Origin of the sequence: Streptomyces sulfonofaciens (assembly GCF_014656295.1) — a bacterium.
Lineage (GTDB): Bacteria > Actinomycetota > Actinomycetes > Streptomycetales > Streptomycetaceae > Streptomyces > Streptomyces sulfonofaciens.
In genome coordinates this window covers 36084-57425 of sequence record NZ_BNCD01000032.1, presented here as the reverse complement: position 1 = coordinate 57425, position 21342 = coordinate 36084, and the positions used below count along the sequence as shown (strand labels likewise).

Annotated in this window: 16 protein-coding genes; 8 read left to right on the top strand and 8 right to left on the bottom strand. The window is 73.7% G+C overall.

What is annotated here, in order from left to right:
* Positions 1 to 48: 48 nt before the first annotated feature.
* Together IE313_RS32235 and IE313_RS32230 are read right to left on the bottom strand one after the other, a co-directional pair.
* Positions 49 to 603, bottom strand: coding sequence for a ferritin-like domain-containing protein (locus IE313_RS32235; protein WP_189938534.1), 555 nt, complete (start codon positions 601 to 603; stop codon positions 49 to 51).
* Positions 600 to 1253, bottom strand: coding sequence for a hypothetical protein (locus IE313_RS32230; RefSeq protein WP_189938532.1), 654 nt, complete (start codon positions 1251 to 1253; stop codon positions 600 to 602). Before IE313_RS32230 ends, IE313_RS32235 begins: the two co-directional genes overlap by 4 nt.
* 331 nt (positions 1254 to 1584) lie before the next feature.
* On the opposite strand from IE313_RS32230, the gene rimP reads away from it, so the two are divergent.
* The 8 genes from rimP (at position 1585) to IE313_RS32190 (ending at position 9945) form a co-directional block, all read left to right on the top strand.
* The gene (rimP, locus tag IE313_RS32225) at positions 1585 to 2166 is read left to right on the top strand and encodes a ribosome maturation factor RimP (RefSeq protein WP_189938530.1); all 582 of its coding nucleotides are present in this window, start codon (positions 1585 to 1587) and stop codon (positions 2164 to 2166) included.
* 2 nt (positions 2167 to 2168) lie between these two features.
* On the top strand, positions 2169 to 3263 hold the full coding sequence (nusA, locus tag IE313_RS32220) for a transcription termination factor NusA (RefSeq protein ID WP_229925131.1): 1095 nt from the start codon (positions 2169 to 2171) through the stop codon (positions 3261 to 3263).
* 138 nt (positions 3264 to 3401) lie between these two features.
* Complete coding sequence (locus IE313_RS32215; protein WP_189938528.1) at positions 3402 to 3677, top strand: YlxR family protein; 276 nt, start codon at positions 3402 to 3404, stop codon at positions 3675 to 3677.
* A gap of 165 nt (positions 3678 to 3842) precedes the next feature.
* Positions 3843 to 6878 carry a translation initiation factor IF-2 gene (gene infB, locus IE313_RS32210; RefSeq protein WP_189938526.1) on the top strand — a complete coding sequence of 1012 codons (3036 nt, stop codon included), beginning with the start codon at positions 3843 to 3845 and terminating at the stop codon, positions 6876 to 6878.
* A 136-nt stretch (positions 6879 to 7014) separates the two neighbouring features.
* Positions 7015 to 7308: a DUF503 domain-containing protein gene (locus tag IE313_RS32205; protein WP_189938524.1), complete on the top strand. Its 294-nt coding sequence runs from the start codon at positions 7015 to 7017 to the stop codon at positions 7306 to 7308.
* Positions 7309 to 7373: 65 nt separating this feature from the next.
* Positions 7374 to 7880: a 30S ribosome-binding factor RbfA gene (gene rbfA, locus IE313_RS32200; RefSeq protein WP_189938522.1), complete on the top strand. Its 507-nt coding sequence runs from the start codon at positions 7374 to 7376 to the stop codon at positions 7878 to 7880.
* Positions 7877 to 8794, top strand: coding sequence for a tRNA pseudouridine(55) synthase TruB (gene truB / locus IE313_RS32195; RefSeq protein WP_189938519.1), 918 nt, complete (start codon positions 7877 to 7879; stop codon positions 8792 to 8794). The genes rbfA and truB overlap by 4 nt, the downstream gene beginning before the upstream one ends.
* Positions 8795 to 8985: 191 nt before the next feature.
* Entirely contained in the window at positions 8986 to 9945 is a 960-nt protein-coding gene (locus IE313_RS32190; protein ID WP_189938516.1) for a bifunctional riboflavin kinase/FAD synthetase, read from the top strand.
* A gap of 482 nt (positions 9946 to 10427) precedes the next feature.
* On the opposite strand, the gene IE313_RS32185 is transcribed toward IE313_RS32190, so the two are convergent.
* The 6 genes from IE313_RS32185 to IE313_RS32160 all read right to left on the bottom strand — a co-directional run bounded on the left by IE313_RS32185 (position 10428) and on the right by IE313_RS32160 (position 21171).
* Positions 10428 to 11537 (bottom strand): oligopeptide/dipeptide ABC transporter ATP-binding protein, encoded by a 1110-nt coding sequence (locus tag IE313_RS32185; RefSeq protein ID WP_229925130.1) that lies wholly within the window; start codon positions 11535 to 11537, stop codon positions 10428 to 10430.
* Positions 11534 to 12658 carry an ABC transporter ATP-binding protein gene (locus IE313_RS32180; RefSeq protein ID WP_189938515.1) on the bottom strand — a complete coding sequence of 375 codons (1125 nt, stop codon included), beginning with the start codon at positions 12656 to 12658 and terminating at the stop codon, positions 11534 to 11536. The genes IE313_RS32185 and IE313_RS32180 overlap by 4 nt, the downstream gene beginning before the upstream one ends.
* A complete protein-coding gene (locus IE313_RS32175) occupies positions 12655 to 13599 on the bottom strand; it encodes an ABC transporter permease (RefSeq protein ID WP_189938512.1) in 945 nt (314 codons plus the stop codon). Before IE313_RS32175 ends, IE313_RS32180 begins: the two co-directional genes overlap by 4 nt.
* A complete protein-coding gene (locus tag IE313_RS32170) occupies positions 13596 to 14675 on the bottom strand; it encodes an ABC transporter permease (protein WP_189938510.1) in 1080 nt (359 codons plus the stop codon). Before IE313_RS32170 ends, IE313_RS32175 begins: the two co-directional genes overlap by 4 nt.
* 88 nt (positions 14676 to 14763) lie before the next feature.
* Entirely contained in the window at positions 14764 to 16695 is a 1932-nt protein-coding gene (locus IE313_RS32165) for an ABC transporter substrate-binding protein (RefSeq protein WP_189938508.1), read from the bottom strand.
* A gap of 387 nt (positions 16696 to 17082) precedes the next feature.
* Positions 17083 to 21171 carry an SCO5717 family growth-regulating ATPase gene (locus IE313_RS32160; protein WP_308439241.1) on the bottom strand — a complete coding sequence of 1363 codons (4089 nt, stop codon included), beginning with the start codon at positions 21169 to 21171 and terminating at the stop codon, positions 17083 to 17085.
* Positions 21172 to 21342 lie beyond the last annotated feature (171 nt).

Here is a 21342-nt window from a genome sequence, read left to right as displayed (position 1 = left end):
TGTGGTCCCTTCCGTGCCGGGCGGCAGCTTTCCGTGCCGGGCGGCAGCCTACGGGCGCCGGGGCGCGGCCCAGGGACGCCGGGTGGCCGAAGGAGCGCTCGGTGCGGCGGTTGCGCGCGCCCCACCGGCCCTTTCGGCGAGTCCGGGGAAGGCCACACCGGCGCCGCGCCAGCGGGCGGCCCGCACCGCGGCCTCCCGCAGCGCATCCGCGGCCGAGCGGCGGCGCGCGCCCGTTGTGGCCCGCACCAGGTCCGCGCAGGCTCCCGCGACCCGGTCCTCCAGCCGCGCGGCCAGCCGGGCGGCCGCCGCCGCGTCCGGCACGTCGAACGGCAGGGCGTAGCCGGCGGCCGCGGCGCGCGGCGCGGCGCCCAGGTCGCGCACCGTCCGCGCGAGGCCGTCACGGCGGGCCCGGTGCGCGTCGTACGCGGCGCGCGCGTCGCCTCCGCGGTCCGCGCCGATCCTGGCGCCCACCACCCCGTAGCCGTAGACGGCGGCGTGCTCGGCCGCCAGCGCGGCCTGCGCAGCCGCCACCTCCTGCGGCTCCGCCGGGTGCCCGGCGGAGCCGTCCGCACCGCGTGCCGCGCGGCGCCCCGTCCCGCTCATCCGGCGCCCTCCGTCAGCAGGTACGCGTGGACCGCCCCCGCCGCGGCGACGGAGGCCAGCAGCCGTGCGAACTCGCCCGGCAGCTCCGCGAGTGCGCCCAGACGCCGGTCGGCGAGGGCGCGCTCGGCGGCGGCGAGCGCGCTTAGCGCCTCCGCCTCGCCCACCGGTACGGCCGGTGCCCCGATCACCCCGGGTGCCTCCGGCGGTGCCGGCGCCACCGCGGCCCGCGGATCGCCCACCGCCTCGGACGCGGGCACCCCGGTCGCCTCCGCGCCCCCGGGCACCCCCGCGTCCCCGGTCGCCTCCGCGCCTCCGGCCGCACCGGACACGCCCGCCGAGGGTGCCTGCGCCGCGCCGCCGAACGCCGCCAGATGGCGCACGACCTCCGCGCGCAGCGGTGCCAGCCGGGGCGCGAGCGGCGGATGCGCCGTGAGTACCGCGTCGTAGTGCGCGACGAGTCCCGCGCTCTCGCGGGCGGCACCCGTACGCGCCCGAGCGGTGGCCGACCGCTCGCGGGCGGCGTCCCGCGCCGCGTCGTCACCGGTGCACCCGGCGGTGAGCACGGCGCCCGCGGCCAGGCCCGGGGCGCCGAGCAGGAGCGTTCGTCTGTGCGGCCCGCCGGGGGCCCGCGGCGGTAGGGTGAACGGCACGGCACACGTCCTGTGGGGGTCGGGTCTCGTGGGCACGACGAGGCGGGGGGCGGATCTGATCACCGTACCCGCGCTCCCGCCGCCGACCCCTGATTGCCCGGCCCGGCGCCGAGGGCCGCCACCCCGGCGGGCCACCAGAGGTCCGCCCCGCCCGAAGGCCCCGCTGGACCACGCCCCCCGTACGGCCGTCGGCCGCCCGTGCCGCACCCGGTGCGGGCACGGCCCGCACCGGTGGACGGCAACACCCCCGGGGACCCGATACGCTTTGACCCGACACCCACCCCTTCCCTTGTTCTCCCACAACAGCACACGCGGCCGAGGAGTCACCCGGATGAGCACCACCCAGAGCGAGAGGCTGCGGGAACTGCTGGAGCCGCTCGTCGGCTCCAGGGACCTGGACCTCGAAGAGATCACCGTGACCCCGGCGGGCAGGCGGCGTGTGCTCCGTGTCGTGGTGGACTCCGACTCCGGCGTGGAGCTGGACACCTGCGCCGAACTGAGCAGGGAGATCTCCGGCGAGCTGGACGCCACCGACGCGATGGGCGAGGGGGAGTACGTGCTTGAGGTGACCTCGCCGGGCACGGACCGGCCGCTCACCGAGCACCGGCACTACGTGCGCGCCCAGGATCGGCTGGTCAGGTTCCACCTGACCCCGGGCGCCGCGGCGGACACCGGCTCCCAGGAGCTGACCGCCCGGATCCTGAAGGTCGACGACGAGGGGCTCGACGTGGAGGTGCCGGGGGTGAAGGGCCGCAGGCCCACAGGCCGACGGCTCTCCTTCGGGGACATCGCCGGGGCACGTGTGGAGATCGAGTTCAACCGCAGGAGCGGCAGCTCCCCGAGCGGCGGGGAGACCGGGGGCGACGCGGACGCCGACGAGGCTCGCGACACGAAGAACGCAGAGGAGGCGTAGCCGTGGACATCGACATGAGTGCCCTTCGGGGCTTGGTCCGGGAGAAGGAGATCTCCTTCGACCTGCTGGTCGAGGCGATCGAGTCGGCCCTCCTCATCGCCTACCACCGCACCGAGGGGAGCCACCGCCGCGCGCGCGTGCAGTTGGACCGCACCTCGGGCCATGTGACGGTGTGGGCCAAGGAGGACCCGGAGGATCTGGAGGAGGGCCAGGAGCCCCGGGAGTTCGACGACACCCCGAGCGGCTTCGGGCGGATCGCCGCGACCACCGCCAAGCAGGTCATCCTCCAGCGGCTGCGGGACGCCGAGGACGACGCGACCCTCGGCGAGTACGCGGGCCGCGAGGGAGACATCGTCATGGGCGTCGTCCAGCAGGGCCGCGACCCGAAGAACGTGCTGGTGGACATCGGCAAACTGGAGGCGATCCTGCCGGTCCAGGAGCAGGTGCCCGGCGAGACGTACCCGCACGGGATGCGGCTGCGCTCCTACGTGGTCCGGGTGGCCAAGGGCGTACGCGGCCCCTCCGTGACCCTCTCGCGCACCCACCCCAACCTCGTCAAGAAGCTCTTCTCGCTGGAGGTTCCGGAGATCGCCGACGGATCCGTCGAGATCGCCGCGATCGCCCGGGAGGCCGGCCACCGCACCAAGATCGCGGTGCGCTCGGTCCGCTCGGGACTGAACGCCAAGGGCGCCTGCATCGGACCCATGGGCGGCCGGGTCCGCAATGTGATGGGCGAGCTGAACGGTGAGAAGATCGACATCGTCGACTGGTCCGACGACCCGGCCGAGATGGTCGCCAACGCCCTCTCGCCGGCCCGGGTCTCCAAGGTCGAGGTCGTCGACCTGGCCGCCCGTTCGGCCAGGGTCACCGTCCCGGACTACCAGCTTTCCCTGGCCATCGGCAAGGAGGGGCAGAACGCCCGCCTCGCTGCCCGGCTCACCGGTTGGCGGATCGACATCCGGCCGGACACCGAGCAGGCCGCCCCGGACGGCGGGCGGCGCACGGGCCAGGCCGGCGCTTCCGGCGGTCACGCGGGCCGCACCGGTGCCCCGGGGGGGCGTGCCGGTGCGCAGGGCGCGTCGCCGGACCGGGCCTGACCTGGTGTCGGGGGCGGTGCGGCGGGGTAGTGGACCGATCACCGTCCGGATCAGGACGAGATTCACCGAGATCAGGACGACAGCAGTTCGATTTCTGCCCCAATCGGGTGAGGTCGGTGCGGGGAGGTAGACTTAACGGTGTCTGGCCGGACGCAGGTCCGCGCATGCCCTGAGCGCACGTGTGTGGGCTGCCGGGAGCGAGCGGCCAAACGCGATCTGTTGCGGGTCGTGAAGGTCGAGGACGCCTGCGTCCCCGATCCTCGCGGTACGCTGCCCGGCCGGGGTGCCTACGTGCACCCCGTCCTGGTCTGTTTGGACCTGGCGGTGCGTCGTCGGGCTTTCTCCCGGGCCTTCCGCGCCCGGGGGCAGCTCGACACCCGGCCGTTGCGCCGGGCCGTCGAAGACAGCCCCTGAAAGCTGGGGGCACCTGTAAGAAGCGTCGCACGGAACCCCGTGCGGCCCTGGTACCTCGCGAGTCGGAAGTAGGTCGAGATTGCGATGAGCACTCGATGAGTACGCGATGAGTACGCCCATGAAGTAGCGACGGTCCGGCGGTAACCCGGACCTAAAAGGAGCGAAGTGGCTAAGGTCCGGGTATACGAACTCGCCAAGGAGTTCGGTGTGGAGAGCAAGGTCGTCATGGCCAAGCTCCAGGAACTCGGTGAATTCGTCCGATCGGCGTCCTCCACGATCGAGGCGCCCGTAGTACGCAAACTGACTGACGCCTTCCAGCAGGGCAACGGCAGCGGTCCCGGCCGCGGCTCCGCGAAGCCGGCAGGCCCCAGGAAGGCGGCCCCCAGGCCCGCGGCACCCGCACCGGCCTCGCCGGCGCAGGCCGCGCGTCCGGCCGCTGCCCCGAAGCCCGCGCCGCGGCCCGCCGCGGCGGAGCGGCCCGCGGCTCCCGCCCCGGGCCCGCGGCCCACTCCCGGCCCGCGTCCGGGTCCGAAGCCGGCGCCCGCGGCGCCCGCGGCCCCGGAGTTCACCGCGCCGCCGGCACCCCCGAGCCCGGCGCCCGCCCAGGCGGCGCCCAGCGGTCCCCGGCCCGGTGCGCCGCGTCCCGGCGCCCCCAAGCCCGGCGGCCGTCCCGCCCCCGGCCAGGGCCGCGGTGACCGCCAGGCCCCGCGCCCCGGTCAGGCCTCGCGTCCCGGCGGCCGTCCGTCCGGACCGCGTCCGGGCAACAACCCCTTCACCTCCGGTGGCTCCACCGGCATGGCGCGCCCGCAGGCGCCCAGGCCCGGTGGCGGAGCCCCGCGTCCCGGCGGACCCGGTGCGCCCGGCGCCCCGCGTCCGCAGGGCGCCGGCGGCCAGGGCGGCGCACGTCCCGGCCCCGGCGGTCCCCGTCCGACGCCGGGCTCCATGCCCCGTCCGCAGGCCCCGCGTCCCGGTGGACCCGGCGGCAACCGCCCCAACCCGGGCATGATGCCCCAGCGTCCCGCCGCGGGTCCGCGGCCGGGCGGCGGCCCCGGCGGCCGCGGTCCGGGCGGCGCAGGCCGTCCCGGCGGCGCCGGCGGCGGCGGTCGTCCCGGCGGCGGCTTCGCGGGTCGCCCCGGTGGCGGCGGCGGTGGCGGTCGTCCCGGCGGCGGTGGCGGCTTCGCAGGCCGTCCCGGTGGCGGTGGCGGCGGGTTCGGCGGCGGCGGTGGCCGTCCCGGCTTCGGCGGTCGTCCCGGCGGTCCCGGCGGGCGCGGTGGTACGCAGGGTGCGTTCGGCCGTCCCGGTGGTCCCGCGCGCCGCGGCCGCAAGTCGAAGCGGCAGCGCCGTCAGGAGTACGAGGCCATGCAGGCCCCGTCCGTGGGCGGTGTGATGCTGCCCCGCGGCAGCGGGGAGACCATCCGGCTGTCGCGCGGTGCCTCGCTGACCGACTTCGCGGAGAAGATCAACGCCAACCCGGCGTCGCTGGTCGCGGTCATGATGAACCTCGGCGAGATGGTCACCGCGACCCAGTCCGTCTCCGACGAGACGCTCCACCTGCTCGCCGGCGAGATGAACTACACCGTCCAGATCGTCAGCCCCGAGGAGGAGGACCGCGAGCTGCTCGAGTCCTTCGACCTGGAGTTCGGCGAGGACGAGGGCGGCGAGGAGCACCTGGTCGCACGTCCGCCGGTGGTCACCGTCATGGGTCACGTCGACCACGGCAAGACCCGCCTCCTCGACGCCATCCGCAAGACGAACGTCATCGCGGGCGAGGCGGGCGGCATCACCCAGCACATCGGCGCCTACCAGGTCACGACCGAGGTCAACGGCGACGAGCGGAAGATCACCTTCATCGACACCCCGGGTCACGAGGCGTTCACCGCCATGCGTGCCCGCGGTGCCAAGTCGACCGACATCGCGATCCTGGTGGTGGCGGCCAACGACGGTGTGATGCCGCAGACGATCGAGGCGCTGAACCACGCCAAGGCGGCCGACGTGCCGATCGTGGTCGCGGTCAACAAGATCGACGTCGAGGGCGCCGACCCGACCAAGGTCCGCGGCCAGTTGACCGAGTACGGCCTGGTGGCCGAGGAGTACGGCGGCGACACCATGTTCGTCGACATCTCCGCCAAGCAGGGCCTGAACATCGACGGCCTCCTGGAGGCCGTCATCCTCACGGCCGACGCGGCGCTCGACCTGCGCGCCAACCCGGAGCAGGACGCCCAGGGCATCGCGATCGAGGCCCACCTGGACAAGGGCCGCGGTGCCACCGCGACCGTCCTCGTCCAGCGCGGCACCCTGCGGGTCGGCGAGACCATGGTCGTCGGCGACGCCTACGGCCGTGTCCGCGCCATGCTCGACGACCTCGGCAACACCGTCGAGGAAGCGGGCCCGTCCACCCCGGTCCAGGTCCTCGGCCTGACCAACGTCCCCGGCGCCGGCGACAACTTCATCGTCGTCGACGAGGACCGCACGGCCCGCCAGATCGCCGAGAAGCGCGCCGCCCGCGAGCGGAACGCCGCGTTCGCCAAGCGCACCCGCAGGGTCTCCCTGGAGGACCTGGACAAGGTGCTCAAGGCGGGCGAGGTGCAGCAGCTCAACCTCATCATCAAGGGCGACGCGTCCGGTTCCGTCGAGGCCCTGGAGTCCTCGCTGGTCCAGCTCGACGTCGGCGAAGAGGTCGACATCCGCGTGCTGCACCGCGGTGTGGGTGCGGTCACCGAGTCGGACATCGACCTGGCCATGGGCTCCGACGCCATCGTCATCGGCTTCAACGTCCGCGCCGCGGGGCGCGCGACGCAGATGGCCGAGCGCGAGGGTGTGGACGTCCGGTACTACTCGGTCATCTACCAGGCGATCGAGGAGATCGAGGCGGCCCTGAAGGGCATGCTCAAGCCGGAGTTCGAAGAGGTCGAGCTCGGTACGGCGGAGATCCGCGAGGTCTTCCGCTCGTCCAAGCTGGGCAACATCGCGGGTGTGATCATCCGCTCCGGCGAGGTCAGGCGGAACACGAAGGCGAGGGTGCTGCGCGACGGCAAGGTCGTCGCGGAGAACCTCAACATCGAGGGCCTGCGCCGCTTCAAGGACGACGTCACCGAGATCCGCGAAGGCTTCGAGGGCGGTATCAACCTCGGAAACTACAACGACATCAAGGTCGACGACACCATCGCCACCTACGAGATGCGCGAGAAGCCGCGCGTCTGACAGCGGCGGCTCCGGGGCCGGTCGGCGGGCCATATTCCCGTCGATCGGCCCCGGCCGTTGCGTGTACGGTGCTGGTGTTCCCGCCAAGCCGTTGGCGGGAACGACGAGCCCGTACCGGCGGGACATCCGGACACACATGTTTGTGGGAACTCTCTCCTTCGACCTGCTCCTGGGCGACGTACGGTCGCTGAAGGAGAAGCGCTCCGTCGTCCGCCCGATCATCGCCGAGCTCCAGCGCAAGTACGCGGTGAGCGTGGCGGAGGTCGACCACCTGGACCTGCACCGCAGAGCGGTGATCGGTCTCGCGGTGGTCTCCGGGGACGCCGGACACATCACGGACGTACTGGACCGCTGTGAGCGGCTGGTCGCCGCCCGCCCCGAGGTGGAGCTCCTCTCCGCCAGACGGCGCTTCCACGGCGACGACGACTGACCACCGGCCGAAGGCCCAGTGCGCAGCACACGACGAGCACGGAAAGAAAAGAGGGAGACGGACCAGTGGCCGACAACGCGCGAGCGAAAAGGCTGGCGGACCTCATCCGCGAGGTGGTGGCCCAGAAGCTGCAACGCGGGATCAAGGACCCGCGGCTCGGTTCACACGTCACCATCACGGACACCCGGGTCACCGGCGACCTGAGGGAGGCGACCGTCTTCTACACCGTCTACGGGGACGAAGAGGACCGTGCGGCCGCCGCGGCGGGCCTGGAGAGCGCCAAGGGCGTGCTGCGCTCCGAGGTCGGCCGGGCCGCGGGTGTGAAGTTCACCCCCACCCTGGCCTTCGTCGCCGATGCCCTTCCGGACAACGCCCGCACCATCGAGGACCTCCTCGACAAGGCGCGGGCCTCGGACGCCAAGGTGCGCCAGGTCTCCGCGGGCGCCAGCTACGCCGGCGAATCCGACCCGTACCGCAAGCCCGGCGCCGAGGACGGCGCCGAGGACACCGACGATGCCGCGTCCGAGGACTCCGCCGCGGACGGGCACCGAAAGGGCGACGCCCCGGAATGAACCGCAAGCAGTCCCCGCCCGACGGCCTCGTCATCGTCGACAAGCCGTCGGGCTTCACCTCGCACGACGTGGTGGCCAAGATGCGCGGCATCGCGGGCACCCGCCGCGTCGGCCACGCGGGAACGCTCGACCCGATGGCCACCGGTGTGCTCGTCCTCGGCGTGCAGCGGGCGACCAAGCTCCTCGGCCACCTGGCCCTCACCGAGAAGGAGTACCTGGGCACCATCCGGCTCGGCCAGGACACCAACACCGACGACGCGGAGGGCGAGGTCACCCGGGTCGCCGACCCCACCGGCCTGCCCCAGGACGCCGTCGACGACCGGATCGCCGAGCTGACCGGCGACATCATGCAGGTCCCGCCCCGGGTCAGCGCCATCAAGGTCGACGGCAAGCGGTCGTACAAGCGCGCCCGTGAGGGCGAGGACTTCGAGCTGCCGGCCCGTCCGGTCACGGTCTACTCCTTCACCGTGCACGACCGCCGCGAGACCGTCGCCGACGACGGCACACCGGTGCTCGACCTGCTCGTCTCCGTGGTCTGCTCGTCCGGCACGTACATCAGGGCCCTGGCCCGCGACCTGGGCGCCGCGCTCGGCGTGGGAGGGCATCTGTCCGCACTGCGGCGCACCCGCGTGGGTCCCTACGGCCTCGACGCGGCGCGCACGCTCGACCAGCACCAGCAGGAGCTGAGCATCCTGCCGGTCGCCGAGGCCGCCGCCCTGGCCTTCCCGCGCTGGGACGTCGACGCCCGGCGCGCCGGCCTGCTGCTGAACGGCGTCCGCATCGACGTCCCGGCCGGGTACGAGGGCGCGGGGCCCGTCGCCGTCTTCGACCCCGAGGGCCGGCTGGTGGTACTGGTGGAGGAGCTGGGGGGCCGGGCGAAGAGCCTGGTGGTGTTCGGCGCCGACCCGGCGTAACGGGTACGTGCGTCTCGTCACAGCCTCGCCGACGCCCATGCCGATGCGTGCCGGAAGCGCCCGGCATGGCACTCTTGGACCTGCGGAATCGGCGAATTCGACGGTCGAAGCCGCGGATTCGACCGTCGACGCCATCGACAACAGCGAGGTTCGACGAGCAAGCGATGAGCAATCGACCAAGGAGCGACACCGTGCAGCGCTGGCGTGGCTTGGAGGACATCCCCCAGGACTGGGGGCGCAGCGTCGTCACCATCGGCTCCTACGACGGAGTGCACCGCGGCCACCAACTGATCATCGGCCGCGCCGTGCAGCGGGCCCGTGAGCTCGGCATCCCCTCAGTGGTCGTCACCTTCGATCCGCACCCCAGCGAGGTGGTGCGTCCGGGCAGCCACCCCCCGCTGCTCGCGCCGCACCACCGGCGTGCCGAGCTGATGGCGGACCTCGGTGTCGACGCGCTGCTGATCCTGCCCTTCACCACCGAGTTCTCCCAGCTCTCGCCGGCCGAGTTCGTGGCGAAGGTGCTGGTCGACAGGCTGCATGCGAAAGAGGTCGTGGAGGGCCCCAACTTCCGCTTCGGCCATCGGGCCGCGGGCCACGTCGACCTGCTCGCCGAGCTGGGCAGGACCTATGACTACGACGTCGAGGTGGTCGACCTCTTCGTCAGAGGCGAGGCGGGCGGCGGCGAGCCGTTCTCCTCGACCCTCGTACGGCGGCTGATCGCCGAGGGCGACGTCGCGGGCGCGGCGGAGATCCTGGGCCGGCCGCACCGGGTGGAGGGCGTGGTCGTCCGCGGCGCACAGCGCGGCCGCGAGCTCGGTTTCCCCACCGCCAACGTGGAGACGCTGCCGCACAGTGCGATCCCCGCCGACGGTGTGTACGCAGGCTGGCTGCTGGCCCAGGGCGAGGCCATGCCCTCGGCGATCTCCGTCGGCACCAACCCGCAGTTCGACGGCACGGAGCGGACGGTCGAGGCGTACGCCATCGACCGGGTGGGGCTGGAGCTGTACGGGCTGCACGCGGCCGTGGACTTCCTGTCCTTCGTGCGCGGCCAGGCGCGGTTCGACTCCATCGACGAGCTGCTTGAGGCCATGGGCGACGATGTGAAGCGCTCCCGCGAGCTGGTCGAGACCTACGAGACCGCCAGGGGCTGACGCCTGGCCGTGCGAGTCCGCCAGGGGTCAGCCCCTGGCGAGCCCCGGGGTGTCCTCCCGGACACGCGGTGTCCGGCCCACCCCGGGACCACGGCGGGAGACCGCGTCCTCGCGGCCCCGGTGGGGCTGTCTCCGTCGTGGCCGGCCTGCGGACGCCGGGTGGTTCCTTTGGGCGCTGCGGCTCGCGCAGTTCCCCGCGCCGCTTGTTCGGGGAGCCCCGTCCGCGGAGGGGGACCGGGCACGGGGCGTGCATCTGTCGTCGCCGGGTCGCCGGTCCTCGCCCGCGTGGCTCCCGCGCCCCTGACGGGGCACGGGTCGGCTGAGGCTCGCGGTCGCCGCGGGTACGACGAACGAGGGGCTGGCCGACGGGTCCGGTGCGAAGGCGTGGTCCGCGCAGCCGCCCGGGTTCGCGGCGGCCGCGGGCCCGGCGGTCGCGCGTGCGCCGGCGGTGCCCGCCCCGGTGGGCGCGGCACGCGGCCGGGCTAGCCCTCGGACCGGGCGAGAGCCCAGTGACAGGCCACCTGGGACGCCCCGGAACCGTCCAGCACCGAGGGGTCCTGCGTACGGCACGCCTCGGCCACCCCGGCCCGCTCGGCCGCCCCGCTCGCGAGAACCTGGCACCGGGCGTGGAAACGGCACCCGGACGGGATGCGCGAGGGATCCGGCGGCTCACCCGTGAGCACCACCTCCTCCCCGTCCGCCTCCGGCAGGACGGAGAGCAGCGCCTGGGTGTACGGGTGCCGGGGTGCGGTGAGGACCTGTTCGACGGGGCCGGTCTCCACGATCCGCCCCAGGTACATGACGGCCACCCGGTCGGCGATGTTCCAGGCGAGCCCCAGGTCGTGGGTGACCACCAGCGCCGCGAGGCCCAGCTCGTCGCGGAGCTTCAGCAGCAGCGCGAGGATCTCGCCGCGCACCGAGGCGTCCAACGAGGCCACCGGCTCGTCGGCGACGATCAGCTCGGGTTCCAGGACCAGGGCCCCCGCGATCACCACCCGCTGACGCTGGCCGCCGGACAGCTCGTGCGGGTACCGCAGGAAGAACCGCTCCGGTGGCCGCAGCCCGGCCCGCGCCAGCGCGTCCGCGACCGCCGCGCCCTCGTCGGCGAACCTCCCTGTGGACCCGTGGATCCGCAGTCCCTCCGCGACCGCGTCGTAGACCGTGTGGCGCGGGTTGAGCGAGCCGGTGGGGTCCTGGAGCACCAGTTGGACGCGCTTGCGGTACGCCTTCAGCGCGGCCGTCGCGTAGTCCAGCGGCGCCCCGCCGAAGGTGACCCGTCCGGCGGTCGGCGGCACCAGCCCGAGCAGCGAACGCGCCAGCGTGGTCTTGCCGCAGCCGGACTCGCCCACCAGGGCCACGATCTCGCCGGGTCTGATGTCGAGGTCGACACCGTCCACGGCACGGGCCGGTGCGGCGCCGTGCCGGCCGGGAAAGGTGATGTGCAGGCCCGCGGCGCTCAGCAGCGGCGCGGTGGACCCGGGTGTTCCGGTGGATCCTTCGGGGCCCGGGACGGCAGCGGCGGGCCCGGGTGCGCCCGCCGCTTTCGGTGCGCCCGGTGCTTCCAGCGAGCCGGGGGAGCCGGAGGTGGTCATGGTGTGCTGCTCCTCGCTTCGTCCTGAGCCCCGCCCGGCGCCGTGCCGTCCGACGGCTCCTCACCCGACGCGCCGTCACCCTCGTCGGCACCGGTGCCCGCACCGCCGGCGGCACCGTCCACACGGACGCAGGCCGCGGCCCTGCCGGGTCCCGCGTCCCGCAGCGGCTGGTCGTCGACGGCGCAGGAGTCGAGCGCCACCGGGCAGCGCGGGTGGAACGTGCACCCGGACGGCAGCGCCGCCGGGTCGGGCGGGTCGCCCGGCAGCCCCCGCGGGGCGAACCGCGACGAGCGGTCGCCGATGCGCGGGAACGCCGACGACAGCGCCCTGCCGTACGGATGCCTGGCGTCCTCGTAGACCTGGCGTGCGGGCCCCTCCTCGACCACACGGCCCGCGTACATCACGGCGAGCCGGTCGCAGGTGTCGGCGAGCACCGCCAGATCGTGGCTGATCATGATCAGGCCGATGTCCTGCTCGGCCACCAGCCGTTCGATCAGCCGGAGGATCTGGGCCTGGATCATCACGTCGAGCGCGGTGGTCGGCTCGTCGGCGATGATCAGCCGCGGGTCGCAGGCCAGGGCCATCGCGATCATCACGCGCTGGCGCTGGCCGCCGGACAGCTCGTGCGGATAGGCGTCGGCGCGTGCCGCGGGCAGTCCGACGTGCTCCAGCAGTTCGCGGGCCCGGCGTCTGGCGGCCGCGGGAGTGGCCTGCTTGTGCAGCAGGATCGGCTCCGCGATCTGGTCGCCGATCCGGTGCACGGCGTTGAGCGAGTGCATGGCGCCCTGGAACACCATGGAGGCGCCCGCCCAGCGCACCGCCCGCACCCGGCCCCACTTCATGCCGAGCACGTCCTCGCCGTCCAGCAGGATCTGGCCGCTCACCCGGGTGCCGACCGGCAGCAGCCGCAGCAGGGCCATCGCCAGTGTCGACTTGCCGCAGCCGGACTCGCCCGCGATGCCGAGCTTGCGGCCGGCCGCCACGGACAGGTTCACGCCGCGCACCGCGGCCGCGCCGCCCGGGTAGGTCACCGCCAGGTCCCGGACGTCCAGCAGCGGCCCGTTCGGCGGGCCGTCCGCCGCCGTGCCGCGGGGCTCGTCGGCGGTCTGCGTGCCGGTCATCGGGCCACCCCCAGCTTGGGGTTGAGTACGGACTCCACGGCGCGGCCGCACAGCGTGAACGCCAGTGCGACGGCGGCGATCGCCAGGCCCGGCGGCACCAGGTACCACCAGTGGCCCGAGCTGACCGCGCCCGCCTCGCGCGCGTCCTGGAGCAGGCCGCCCCAGGAGGTGATGGTCGGATCGCCGAGGCCCAGGAAGGCGAGCGTGGCCTCGGAGAGGATCGCGTTGGAGATGCCGAGCGTGGTCTGCGCCAGCACCAGCGGCATCACATTGGGCAGCACGTGGCGGGACATGATGTGCGCGTGCCCGCCGCCCAGGGCCCTGGCCCGCTCGATGTAGGGACGGGACTCCACGGCGAGCGTCTGGGCGCGGACCAGGCGTGCGGTGGTCGGCCAGGTCGTCACGCCGATCGCCAGGATGATGGTGCTGAGCGACCGGGACATCACCGTGGCCAGCGCGATCGCGAGCACCAGGGTCGGCATGACCAGGAACCAGTCGGTGACCCGCATGATCACGGTCGCGTACCAGCCGCGGAAGTGGCCGGCGGTGATGCCGACCAGCGCCCCGATCGCCACCGAGAGCACCGCGGCGAGCAGACCCACCGTCAGCGACACCCGGGAGCCCCACAGCACCAGGCGGAGCAGGTCGCGCCCGTACTGGTCGGTGCCGAACCAGAACTGTCCGCTCGGCCCCTCCATGGGCCGCCCGGGCGCCTCGGTGACGGACTGCACGTCGGAGCCGATGGTCAGCGGGGCGGTCAGGGCGACCAGCGCGAAGAGCACCAGCGCGGCGAGCCCGACGACACCCGTGCGGTGCGTGCGGTACTGCCGCCAGAACCTCGCCACGGAGCGCCGCCGTCGCTGCCAGGCGAGGGCCCTCGGGCTCCGGGGCGCGGACGGCGCCGGATCGGGCGGGGCGGTGGTGGTCGTGTCGGTCGTCATCGGCCCACCCGGGGATCGAGCAGCGGATAGATCAGGTCGGCGAGGGTGTTCATCAGGATCACGGCCGCCGAGAACACCAGGAACAGGCCCTGCACCAGCGGCAGGTCGGGCACGCTCAGCGCCTCGTAGAAGAGGCCGCCGAGGCCCGGCCAGGAGAAGACGGTCTCGACCAGGACGGTGCCCGCCACCACTCGCCCGAGATTGACGAAGATCAGCGTCATCGTCGGCAGCATCGCGTTGGGCACGGCGTGCCTGCGGCGCACCAGGTCGTCCCGCAGGCCCTTGGCGCGGGCCGTCGTCAGGTAGTCGCTGCCCATCTCGTCCAGCACCGCCGACCGGGTGACCAGCAGCGTCTCGCCGTACTGGACCGCGACCAGGGTGATCACCGGCAGTACGAGGTGGTGCACGACATCGATCACATGGCCGAAGCCGTGCGCGTTGCCGGACTCCATGCCACCGGTGGGGAACAGGCCCGGGATCGGGCCCATGCCCACCGAGAAGACGATGATCAGCATCAGCCCGAGCCAGAAAGACGGCACGGAGAACAGCGTCAGTGCCAGACCGGTGTGGAACCGGTCGCCGGCCCCGCCGCTGCGCCAGGCCGCCCGGGTGCCGAGCGCCACGCCGATCACCGAGTACAGCACGAAGGCCGTACCGGTGAGCAGCAGCGTGTTCGGCAGTGCCTCGCCGATCTTGTCGATCACCGGCGTGTTGAACTGGTACGACGTGCCGAGATCGCCGGTGAGGGCCTTGCCGCAGTAGTCGGTGAACTGCTGCCACAGCGGCAGGTCGAGACCGAACTCCCTGCGGTAGGCCGCCAACTGCTCCGCGGAGACCTGCCGGCCGCCGGTCATGAACTTCACGGGGTCGCCGGGGATCAACCGGAAGAGGAAGAACCCGGTCACGAGGACGGCGAGCAGCGAGACGGCGGCGCCGACCAGCTTGCCAGCCACATAGCGCAGGTACGCCACGGTGTTTCCGGCCCGGGGGCCGCGGGCCGACGGCCCGGCAGCCGCCGGACCGTCGGCCGCGTGCGCCGGGCTCCCGGCGAGTGCCGGAGTGCTCTCAGCTGCCATACGGTGTTCTCCCGGGAACCGGACTGGTGGCCCCCTGTGTCGCGTTCTTCATGACGTTACGCGTGCCGCGGCCGGCGGGCCCGCCGGGCTACTCACGGTCGTCGGCGGTGGAGCGGCGGCGCAGCAGGAAGAACCCTCCGGCACCGGCGAGCACGACCACGGCCACCACGACACCGATGACCACGCCGGTCGAGCCGGAGCCGCCGGAGGAGCCCGTGGCGTTGGCGGGCACGGCGGACCACCAGCTCCAGTAGCCGTCCTGGCCGTAGATGTTGCCGGACTTCTCGGGCATGGTCGTGATCGACTTGATCTGGTCGCTGCGGTAGGCCTCCATGGCGTTCGGGTACGCCATGACGTTCATGTACCCGGTGTCGTACAGCCGCGACTCCATCTGCTTGACGAGGTCGGCGCGCTTGGCCGGGTCGTACTCGGCGAGCTGCTTGGCGTACAGGTCGTCGTACTTCTTGTCGCAGATGAAGTTGTCGGTGGCGCCGGTGTCCTTCGGGGTGGCCGGGAGGGCGGCGCAGGTGTGTATCGACAGGACGAAGTCGGGGTCCGGGTTGACGGACCAGCCGTCGAACGCCAGGTCGTACTCGCCGGCGAGCCAGGGGTCGGTGACGTTGTCCAGGCAGTCGACCGTGAGCCCGATGCCGAGCCGGCCGTACCACTCCTTGAGGTACTTGCCGACGGCCTTGTCCTGCGGGTCGGTGGCGTGGCACAGGATGCGGTAGTTCAGCGGCTTGCCGTTCTTGCCCACCCGTTTGCCGGCGGAGTTCTTCTTGTACCCGGCCTGGTCGAGCAGTGCGGCGGCCTTCGCGGGGTCGTACCCCATCGCCTGATCGGCGGAGGGCTTCCAGTAGTACGTCGAGAAGCGCGGCGGGATGTAGCCCTCGCCGTCGACGGCGTGCCCCTGGAAGACCTTGTCGATGAGGGTCTTGCGGTCGATGGCCAGGAACAGCGCGTGCCGCACCCGCTCGTCCAGCAGCGACGGGTCGCCGTTGCCGAACTTCGTGCCGTCCTTGGCGCGGGCGCCCGGGTTGGTGGCCAGTGCGTAGAAGCGGCGGCCCGGGGCGTCGTTGACCTTGATGTCCGGTGTGGTCCTGAGCTTGGTGGCCTGGGTGGGCGTCAGGTTCTGGACGAAGGAGACCTCGCCCTTCTGGAGCGCGGCCACGGCGGCGTCGTTGTCCTTGTAGTACTTGAACACCAGTTCGTCGAACTTGGGCGCGCCCCGCCAGAAGGTCTTGTTGGCCTTGAGCTTCACATAACTGTCGGCCTTGTAGTCGGTGACGACGAAGGGGCCGTCACCGACGATCGGGAACGTCTGGTCGTTGTTGAACTTGGTGAAGTCCTTGACCTTCTCCCAGATGTGCCTGGGCACGATGGGGACGTCGATGGCCTCCATCGTGGACTGCGGCTTCTTCAGGGTGATGACCAGCTTGGTGGGGCTGGGCGCGGTCACCTGCTTGAAGTTGCTGACGTACGAACCGTTGGCCGTGGCGGCGCCCTGGTCCGTCATCATCTTGGTGTAGGTCCAGGCGGCGTCGTCGGCGGTGACCGGCCGGCCGTCCGACCACTTGGCGTTCTTCCGGATCGTGTACGTCCAGGTCAGCTTGTCCGCGGACGGTTTCCAGCCGGTGGCGAGGCCCGGGACGGGGTGGGCGTCCTTCGGGTCGTAGTCGGTCAGGTACTCGTACATCAGGCGGTTGATGCTGGTGCTGACCAGGCGCACCGCGAGGAAGGGGCTCAGCGAGTCGACGCTCTGTGCGACCGCCACCGTGAGGGTCTTCTTGCCGCTGTCGGCGGCCGCCGCCTGCTGCGGCGCCGGGTTCAGCGGGGTGGCGAGCCCTGCCGTCAGCGTCAGGGCCGCGGCGCCGGCCGCGGCCACCAGCCGGAAGCGCCCGCGGACGCCGCCCGGCCGGGCCGCGCCCGCGGCTGCCCCGGCCGGTGCCCGGCCGAACGGGTGCCGGTCGTCTGAGGGTCGACCGGGCGAGCGCCGGCCGTGCTGATCTTGTCTGTCCATGGGTCGGTGACCTCGCCTAGTCGCTCGCGCAGAGACGGTCTTCTTGATCATGGTGCGCCAGCTTGGTTGATGAGTGTGTTTATCAGCGCGGGTAAGCACGAGTCAACGGCCGGTTGACCCCATGTGGCCTGCGGAAATAACGAGTTGGTCGGGTTTTGCCGCCCATTGGTCAAGACCGGTGAAAACATCCAGGCCAGGGCGTGGCGGCTGACCTGACTCCTGGTCCGGGCCGGGGAGCCGTAACGTCGTCCCGCTTTGTAGACAATCGGGCGGGCCGGGCGGTTGCGGGGCTTCCGGGCGGCCTGTCCGGTGGGCGGGTGCACCCGAACGCGCCGGTGCCCCGGACCGCGTCGGCGACGGCGCGGTCCGGGGCACCCGTGTGGAGCACTACTGCGGGCCCGCCCCCGGCGGGGGCCCCTGGGTCCAGCCCTGCGGCGGCCCGGCCTGGGGCGCTCCCGGCCCCGGCGCACCGGGCGCCGGGGGGCCGGCCTGGTGCATGCCCGGCTGGGGCGGCCCGGGCTGCGGGGGCCCTGGCTGGGGGGCCTGCGGCGGATAGCCCTGGGGGGCCTGCTGCGGCCAACCGCCCTGCTGCGGTCCCTGCCCGGGCATCTGCCCGTGCCCCGGCATCTGCTGACCCGGCAGCGGGGGAGCGACCTGGGGCGGCGGATTCCCGTCCGACGTCCACAGGCCGTGCGCCTGCTGGTGGCGCGCGAAGTCCTCCGCCACCATCGCGGACAGGTTGAAGTACGCCTCGCGCACCTTGGGTCGCATCATGTCGAGGTCCACCTCGGCGCCCGCGGCCAGGTGCTCGTCGAACGGAACGACCACGACGCCCCGGCAGCGCGTCTCGAAGTGGCTGACGATGTCGTCGACCTTGATCATCTTCCCGGTCTCCCGGACTCCGGAGATCACCGTGATCGACCGCGCCACGAGGTCCGCGTAGCCGTGCGCCGACAGCCAGTCGAGCGTGGTGGACGCACTGCTCGCGCCGTCCACGGACGGCGTGGAGATGATGATCAACTGGTCCGCGAGGTCCAGGACCCCGCGCATCGCGCTGTACAGCAGACCGGTTCCTGAGTCGGTGAGGATGATCGGGTACTGCTGTCCGAGCACCTCGATCGCCCGCCGGTAGTCCTCGTCGTTGAAGGTCGTCGAGACGGCCGGGTCGACGTCGTTGGCGATGATCTCCAGACCGGAGGGCGCCTGCGACGTGAAGCGCCGGATGTCCATGTACGAGGTGAGGTACGGGATCGCCTGCACCAGGTCGCGGATGGTGGCACCGGTCTCGCGCCGTACCCGGCGGCCGAGCGTGCCGGCGTCCGGGTTGGCGTCGATGGCGAGGATCTTGTCCTGCCGTTCGATGGCGAGCGTCGAGCCGAGGGCCGTCGTGGTGGTCGTCTTGCCGACCCCGCCCTTGAGGCTGATGACCGCGATCCGGTAGCACGACAGCACCGGGGTGCGGATCAGCTCCAGCTTCCGCAGCCGCTCGGCCTCCTCCTTCTTGCCGCCGAGCTTGAACCGCGATCCGCCGGCCGTGGGGCGCCCGCTCTTCGGCTTCTGCCTCTTGTTGTTGAGCAGCCGGTCCGAGGACAGTTCCACGGCCGCGGTGTACCCGAGCGGCGCACCCGGGTGCGTGGGCTGCCGCTGGTCGTGACGTACCGCCTGCGGGTACGCGGCTCCGGCGCCCGGGTGCATACCCGGCTGACCGGGGCCGCCCGGGCCGGGGGGCACACCGGGGTGGCCGGGGGCACCGGGGAAGACCGGCTGTCCAGGGGCGCCGGGCGGGGCGGGTGACTGGGGGCCGCCCGCTCCCTGCGGGACACCGGGGGCGCCCGGCCCCTGGGGTGCGCCGGGGGCGCCCGGTGCACCGGGCCCGGCAGGTGCGAAGGGGGCCGGCTGACCCGCCGTCTGCTGATGGCCGGGGACGCCGGGCGCCCCCGGCGGCAGGGGGCCCGGCCCGCCGTGCGCGGGCGGCGGGCCCTGCGGTTGCTGCCCCTGCGGGGGGAACGGCGGCTGAGGCGCCTGCGGCTGGCCGGGTCCCGCGAGATGGGGCGCAGGCGCCGCGGTCCTCGGATCCGGCTGCCCCGGCACGGGTGTCTGGGGGAAGCCGTAGCCGCCGTGCTGTTCGGGGGCACCGCCCTGCGGGAAGCCGTAGCCGCCCTGTTGTCCGGGGGCACCGCCCTGGGGGAAGCCGTAGCCGCCCTGTTGTCCGGGGGCACCGTCCTGGGGGAAGCCGTAGCCGCCCTGCTGCCCGGGGGCGGGCGGGGCGGCGGGGCCGTTCTGCGGGAACCCGTAGGCGCTTTGCTGGTCGCCGGGGACGGGGCCCGGGGGCGCCTGCGGGGTGGAAGGCGCGCCCGGTGCCGTGTTCGGCCACGCAGGCGGCGGCTGCTGTGCGCCCGGCTGCCGCGTCGCGAGCGGCGCACCGGGAGCCGGCTGCCCGGGCGGCTGCGCTCCGGGAGCGGTGGGCTGGGGCCCGCCCGGCTGTTCGGGGCCCGGGGCCCACTGGTCCGCCGGGGCCGGTGCGGCGAGTTCGAAGGAGGGCGGCAGAGGGGGGAGGCCGCCCTGCTGACCCGGCAGGGGAGCCCAGGGCGCGGGCGCGCCCTGCCCGTCGACCACGCTCTGCCCGGACGCGACCGCCGCCGCACCGGAGCCGGAACCGGACGCGACCGCCCCGGCAGCGGACTGCTCGTCCCCGTCGCTCGCGGGCACCGTGCCGCCGACGTCGCGGACGTCGCCGTCTCCCCGGTCCGCCGCGTCCGGTTCCGGGGCGGTGGCAGGGGCTGCGGAGGCGGACCCGTCGGAGCCCGCTCCGGCATCCTCGGCAACCGGGGCAGCCGAGGCAGCCATGAAGTCCGAGGAACCGTCGGGACCCGAGGGATCGCTGGCGTCCGAGGGATCTGCGATGTCCGCCGTCTGCCCGGGGCCCCGGTCGGCCGAAGTGTTCGTCTCCGCGCCTGCCGCGTCCACGCCGGCGCCGGAGTCCGACGTGTCGCCCGCGGTGCCTGACGCACGCGCGTCGGCGTCTGCACCCGCGCGGTGCGTGCCGAACGGCGCCTCCGGGTCCGGGCCCGTCTCCGGCTCTGACCCCGGCCGTGCGTCCTCGTCCGCGCCCGAGGAGGCTGCCGTGTCCGGGTCGGTGGACGACGCGCCGGCACCGCTGCCGGCGGTCGTGTCGAGGGCCCAGCGCGAGCGCAGTTCGGCGAAGGGGTCGTCGGCGTCGTCCGCCCGTGTCCCGTCGGAGGCCGTGGTGGCCGCCGACGGCGCGTCCGGGGCTCCCGACACGCCGGTGTCCCCGTCCCCGGTGGAGTCCGAAGCCTTCGGGGCGACGACGGGGTCCGTCTCGGGGGGCCAGACGATCGCGGAGGATGCGGAGCCGTCCGCGGAGGATGCGGAACCGTCCGCGGAGGAGCGGCCGTCGGCCATCGGGGGCGCGTCGTCGTGCGCGGCCGTGTGTGCGGCGTCCGGCTCGTACGCGCCTGCGGAAACCGGCTCGTCCGCGCCGCTCGGGTCCGGTTCGCCCGCGTCCCGGGGGACTTCGCCGGAGCCGTCGCCGTGGGAGGACGGGCTGTGCTGTGCCGCCAGGTTGGCCAGCTCGCGCTTGAGCGCCGTCGAGGAGATCCGCATCGTGGCGGGGCTCTCCAGGTCGCCGCTGCCCTCGGCGTCCCAGGAGGGGGCCCCCGTCCCACCGTGCGCGCCAGGGGCACCGGTTGCGGAGCCGCCGTCGACGCGGGCCGGTGCGCCATCGGAGCCCGAGCCCGCCGCCGGGCCCGCACCGAAGCCGGAACCGGAACCGGAGGACCCCGGACCGTAAGCGGAGCCGTCGTACCCCGCGTCCTGCCCCGGTGCCGTGCCCGAGCCGTCCCCGCTGCCCCGGCCCGGCCCGTACCCCGCGCCGTAACCGCTCCCCGCCTCCGGGGCGTACGCGTCTCGGGGGGCCCCGGTGCCGGTCGCGGCCGGGGAACCAGGCCCGCCCCACGCACCGGCGGCAGGGCCCGACCCGTTGCCGGAGTCGGCGCCGAACGCTCCACCGGCACCGGCACCGGCACCCGGACCGGTAGGGGCACCCGTGGTGGCCGGGGCGCCGTACCCTGGCCCGTACCCCGTCCCCGAGTCGTAGCCGGACGCCGGAGCGGAGCCGTGGGGGCCGTGAGCGGGTGTCTCGCCCGGCGCGCCCCAGCGCGGCTCGAAGCCGCTGCCCTGCGGAAGGCCCGGGAAGTCCACCGGGTCACCGGTGGGCGCCGGGGGCGGTACCGGGCCGGCCGGCGCCACCGGGGCGGCCCCCGGGGGCGGCAGGGGCGACGGCGCCGGAGCCGGCGAGGAGTCCTGCGAGCTCGACGACGCGTTCTGCGTGTACCAGGCGGGCGGGGCGTAGTCGATGGTGAACTCTCCCGTCGCCTCGAAGGCGGACTCGGCGTCGGACTGGTCATCGTCGGGTGACTCCCAACCCCCGCGGATACCGTCCCGATCGCTGCTCACAATTCCTCCTGGTGTGGTCGAGCACCCTCGTGCCGTACTGGGGCGACCGCTTCCGCCGACCTCAACTGCCGTGTACCCGACGGCACCAGATGTCCGCGTCTTCAAAGCCGTGTGCAACTGTCCGCGGCCGGAACCGGCCGCGGTCGTCCGGCACCGTGCCGGGCCGCAGCC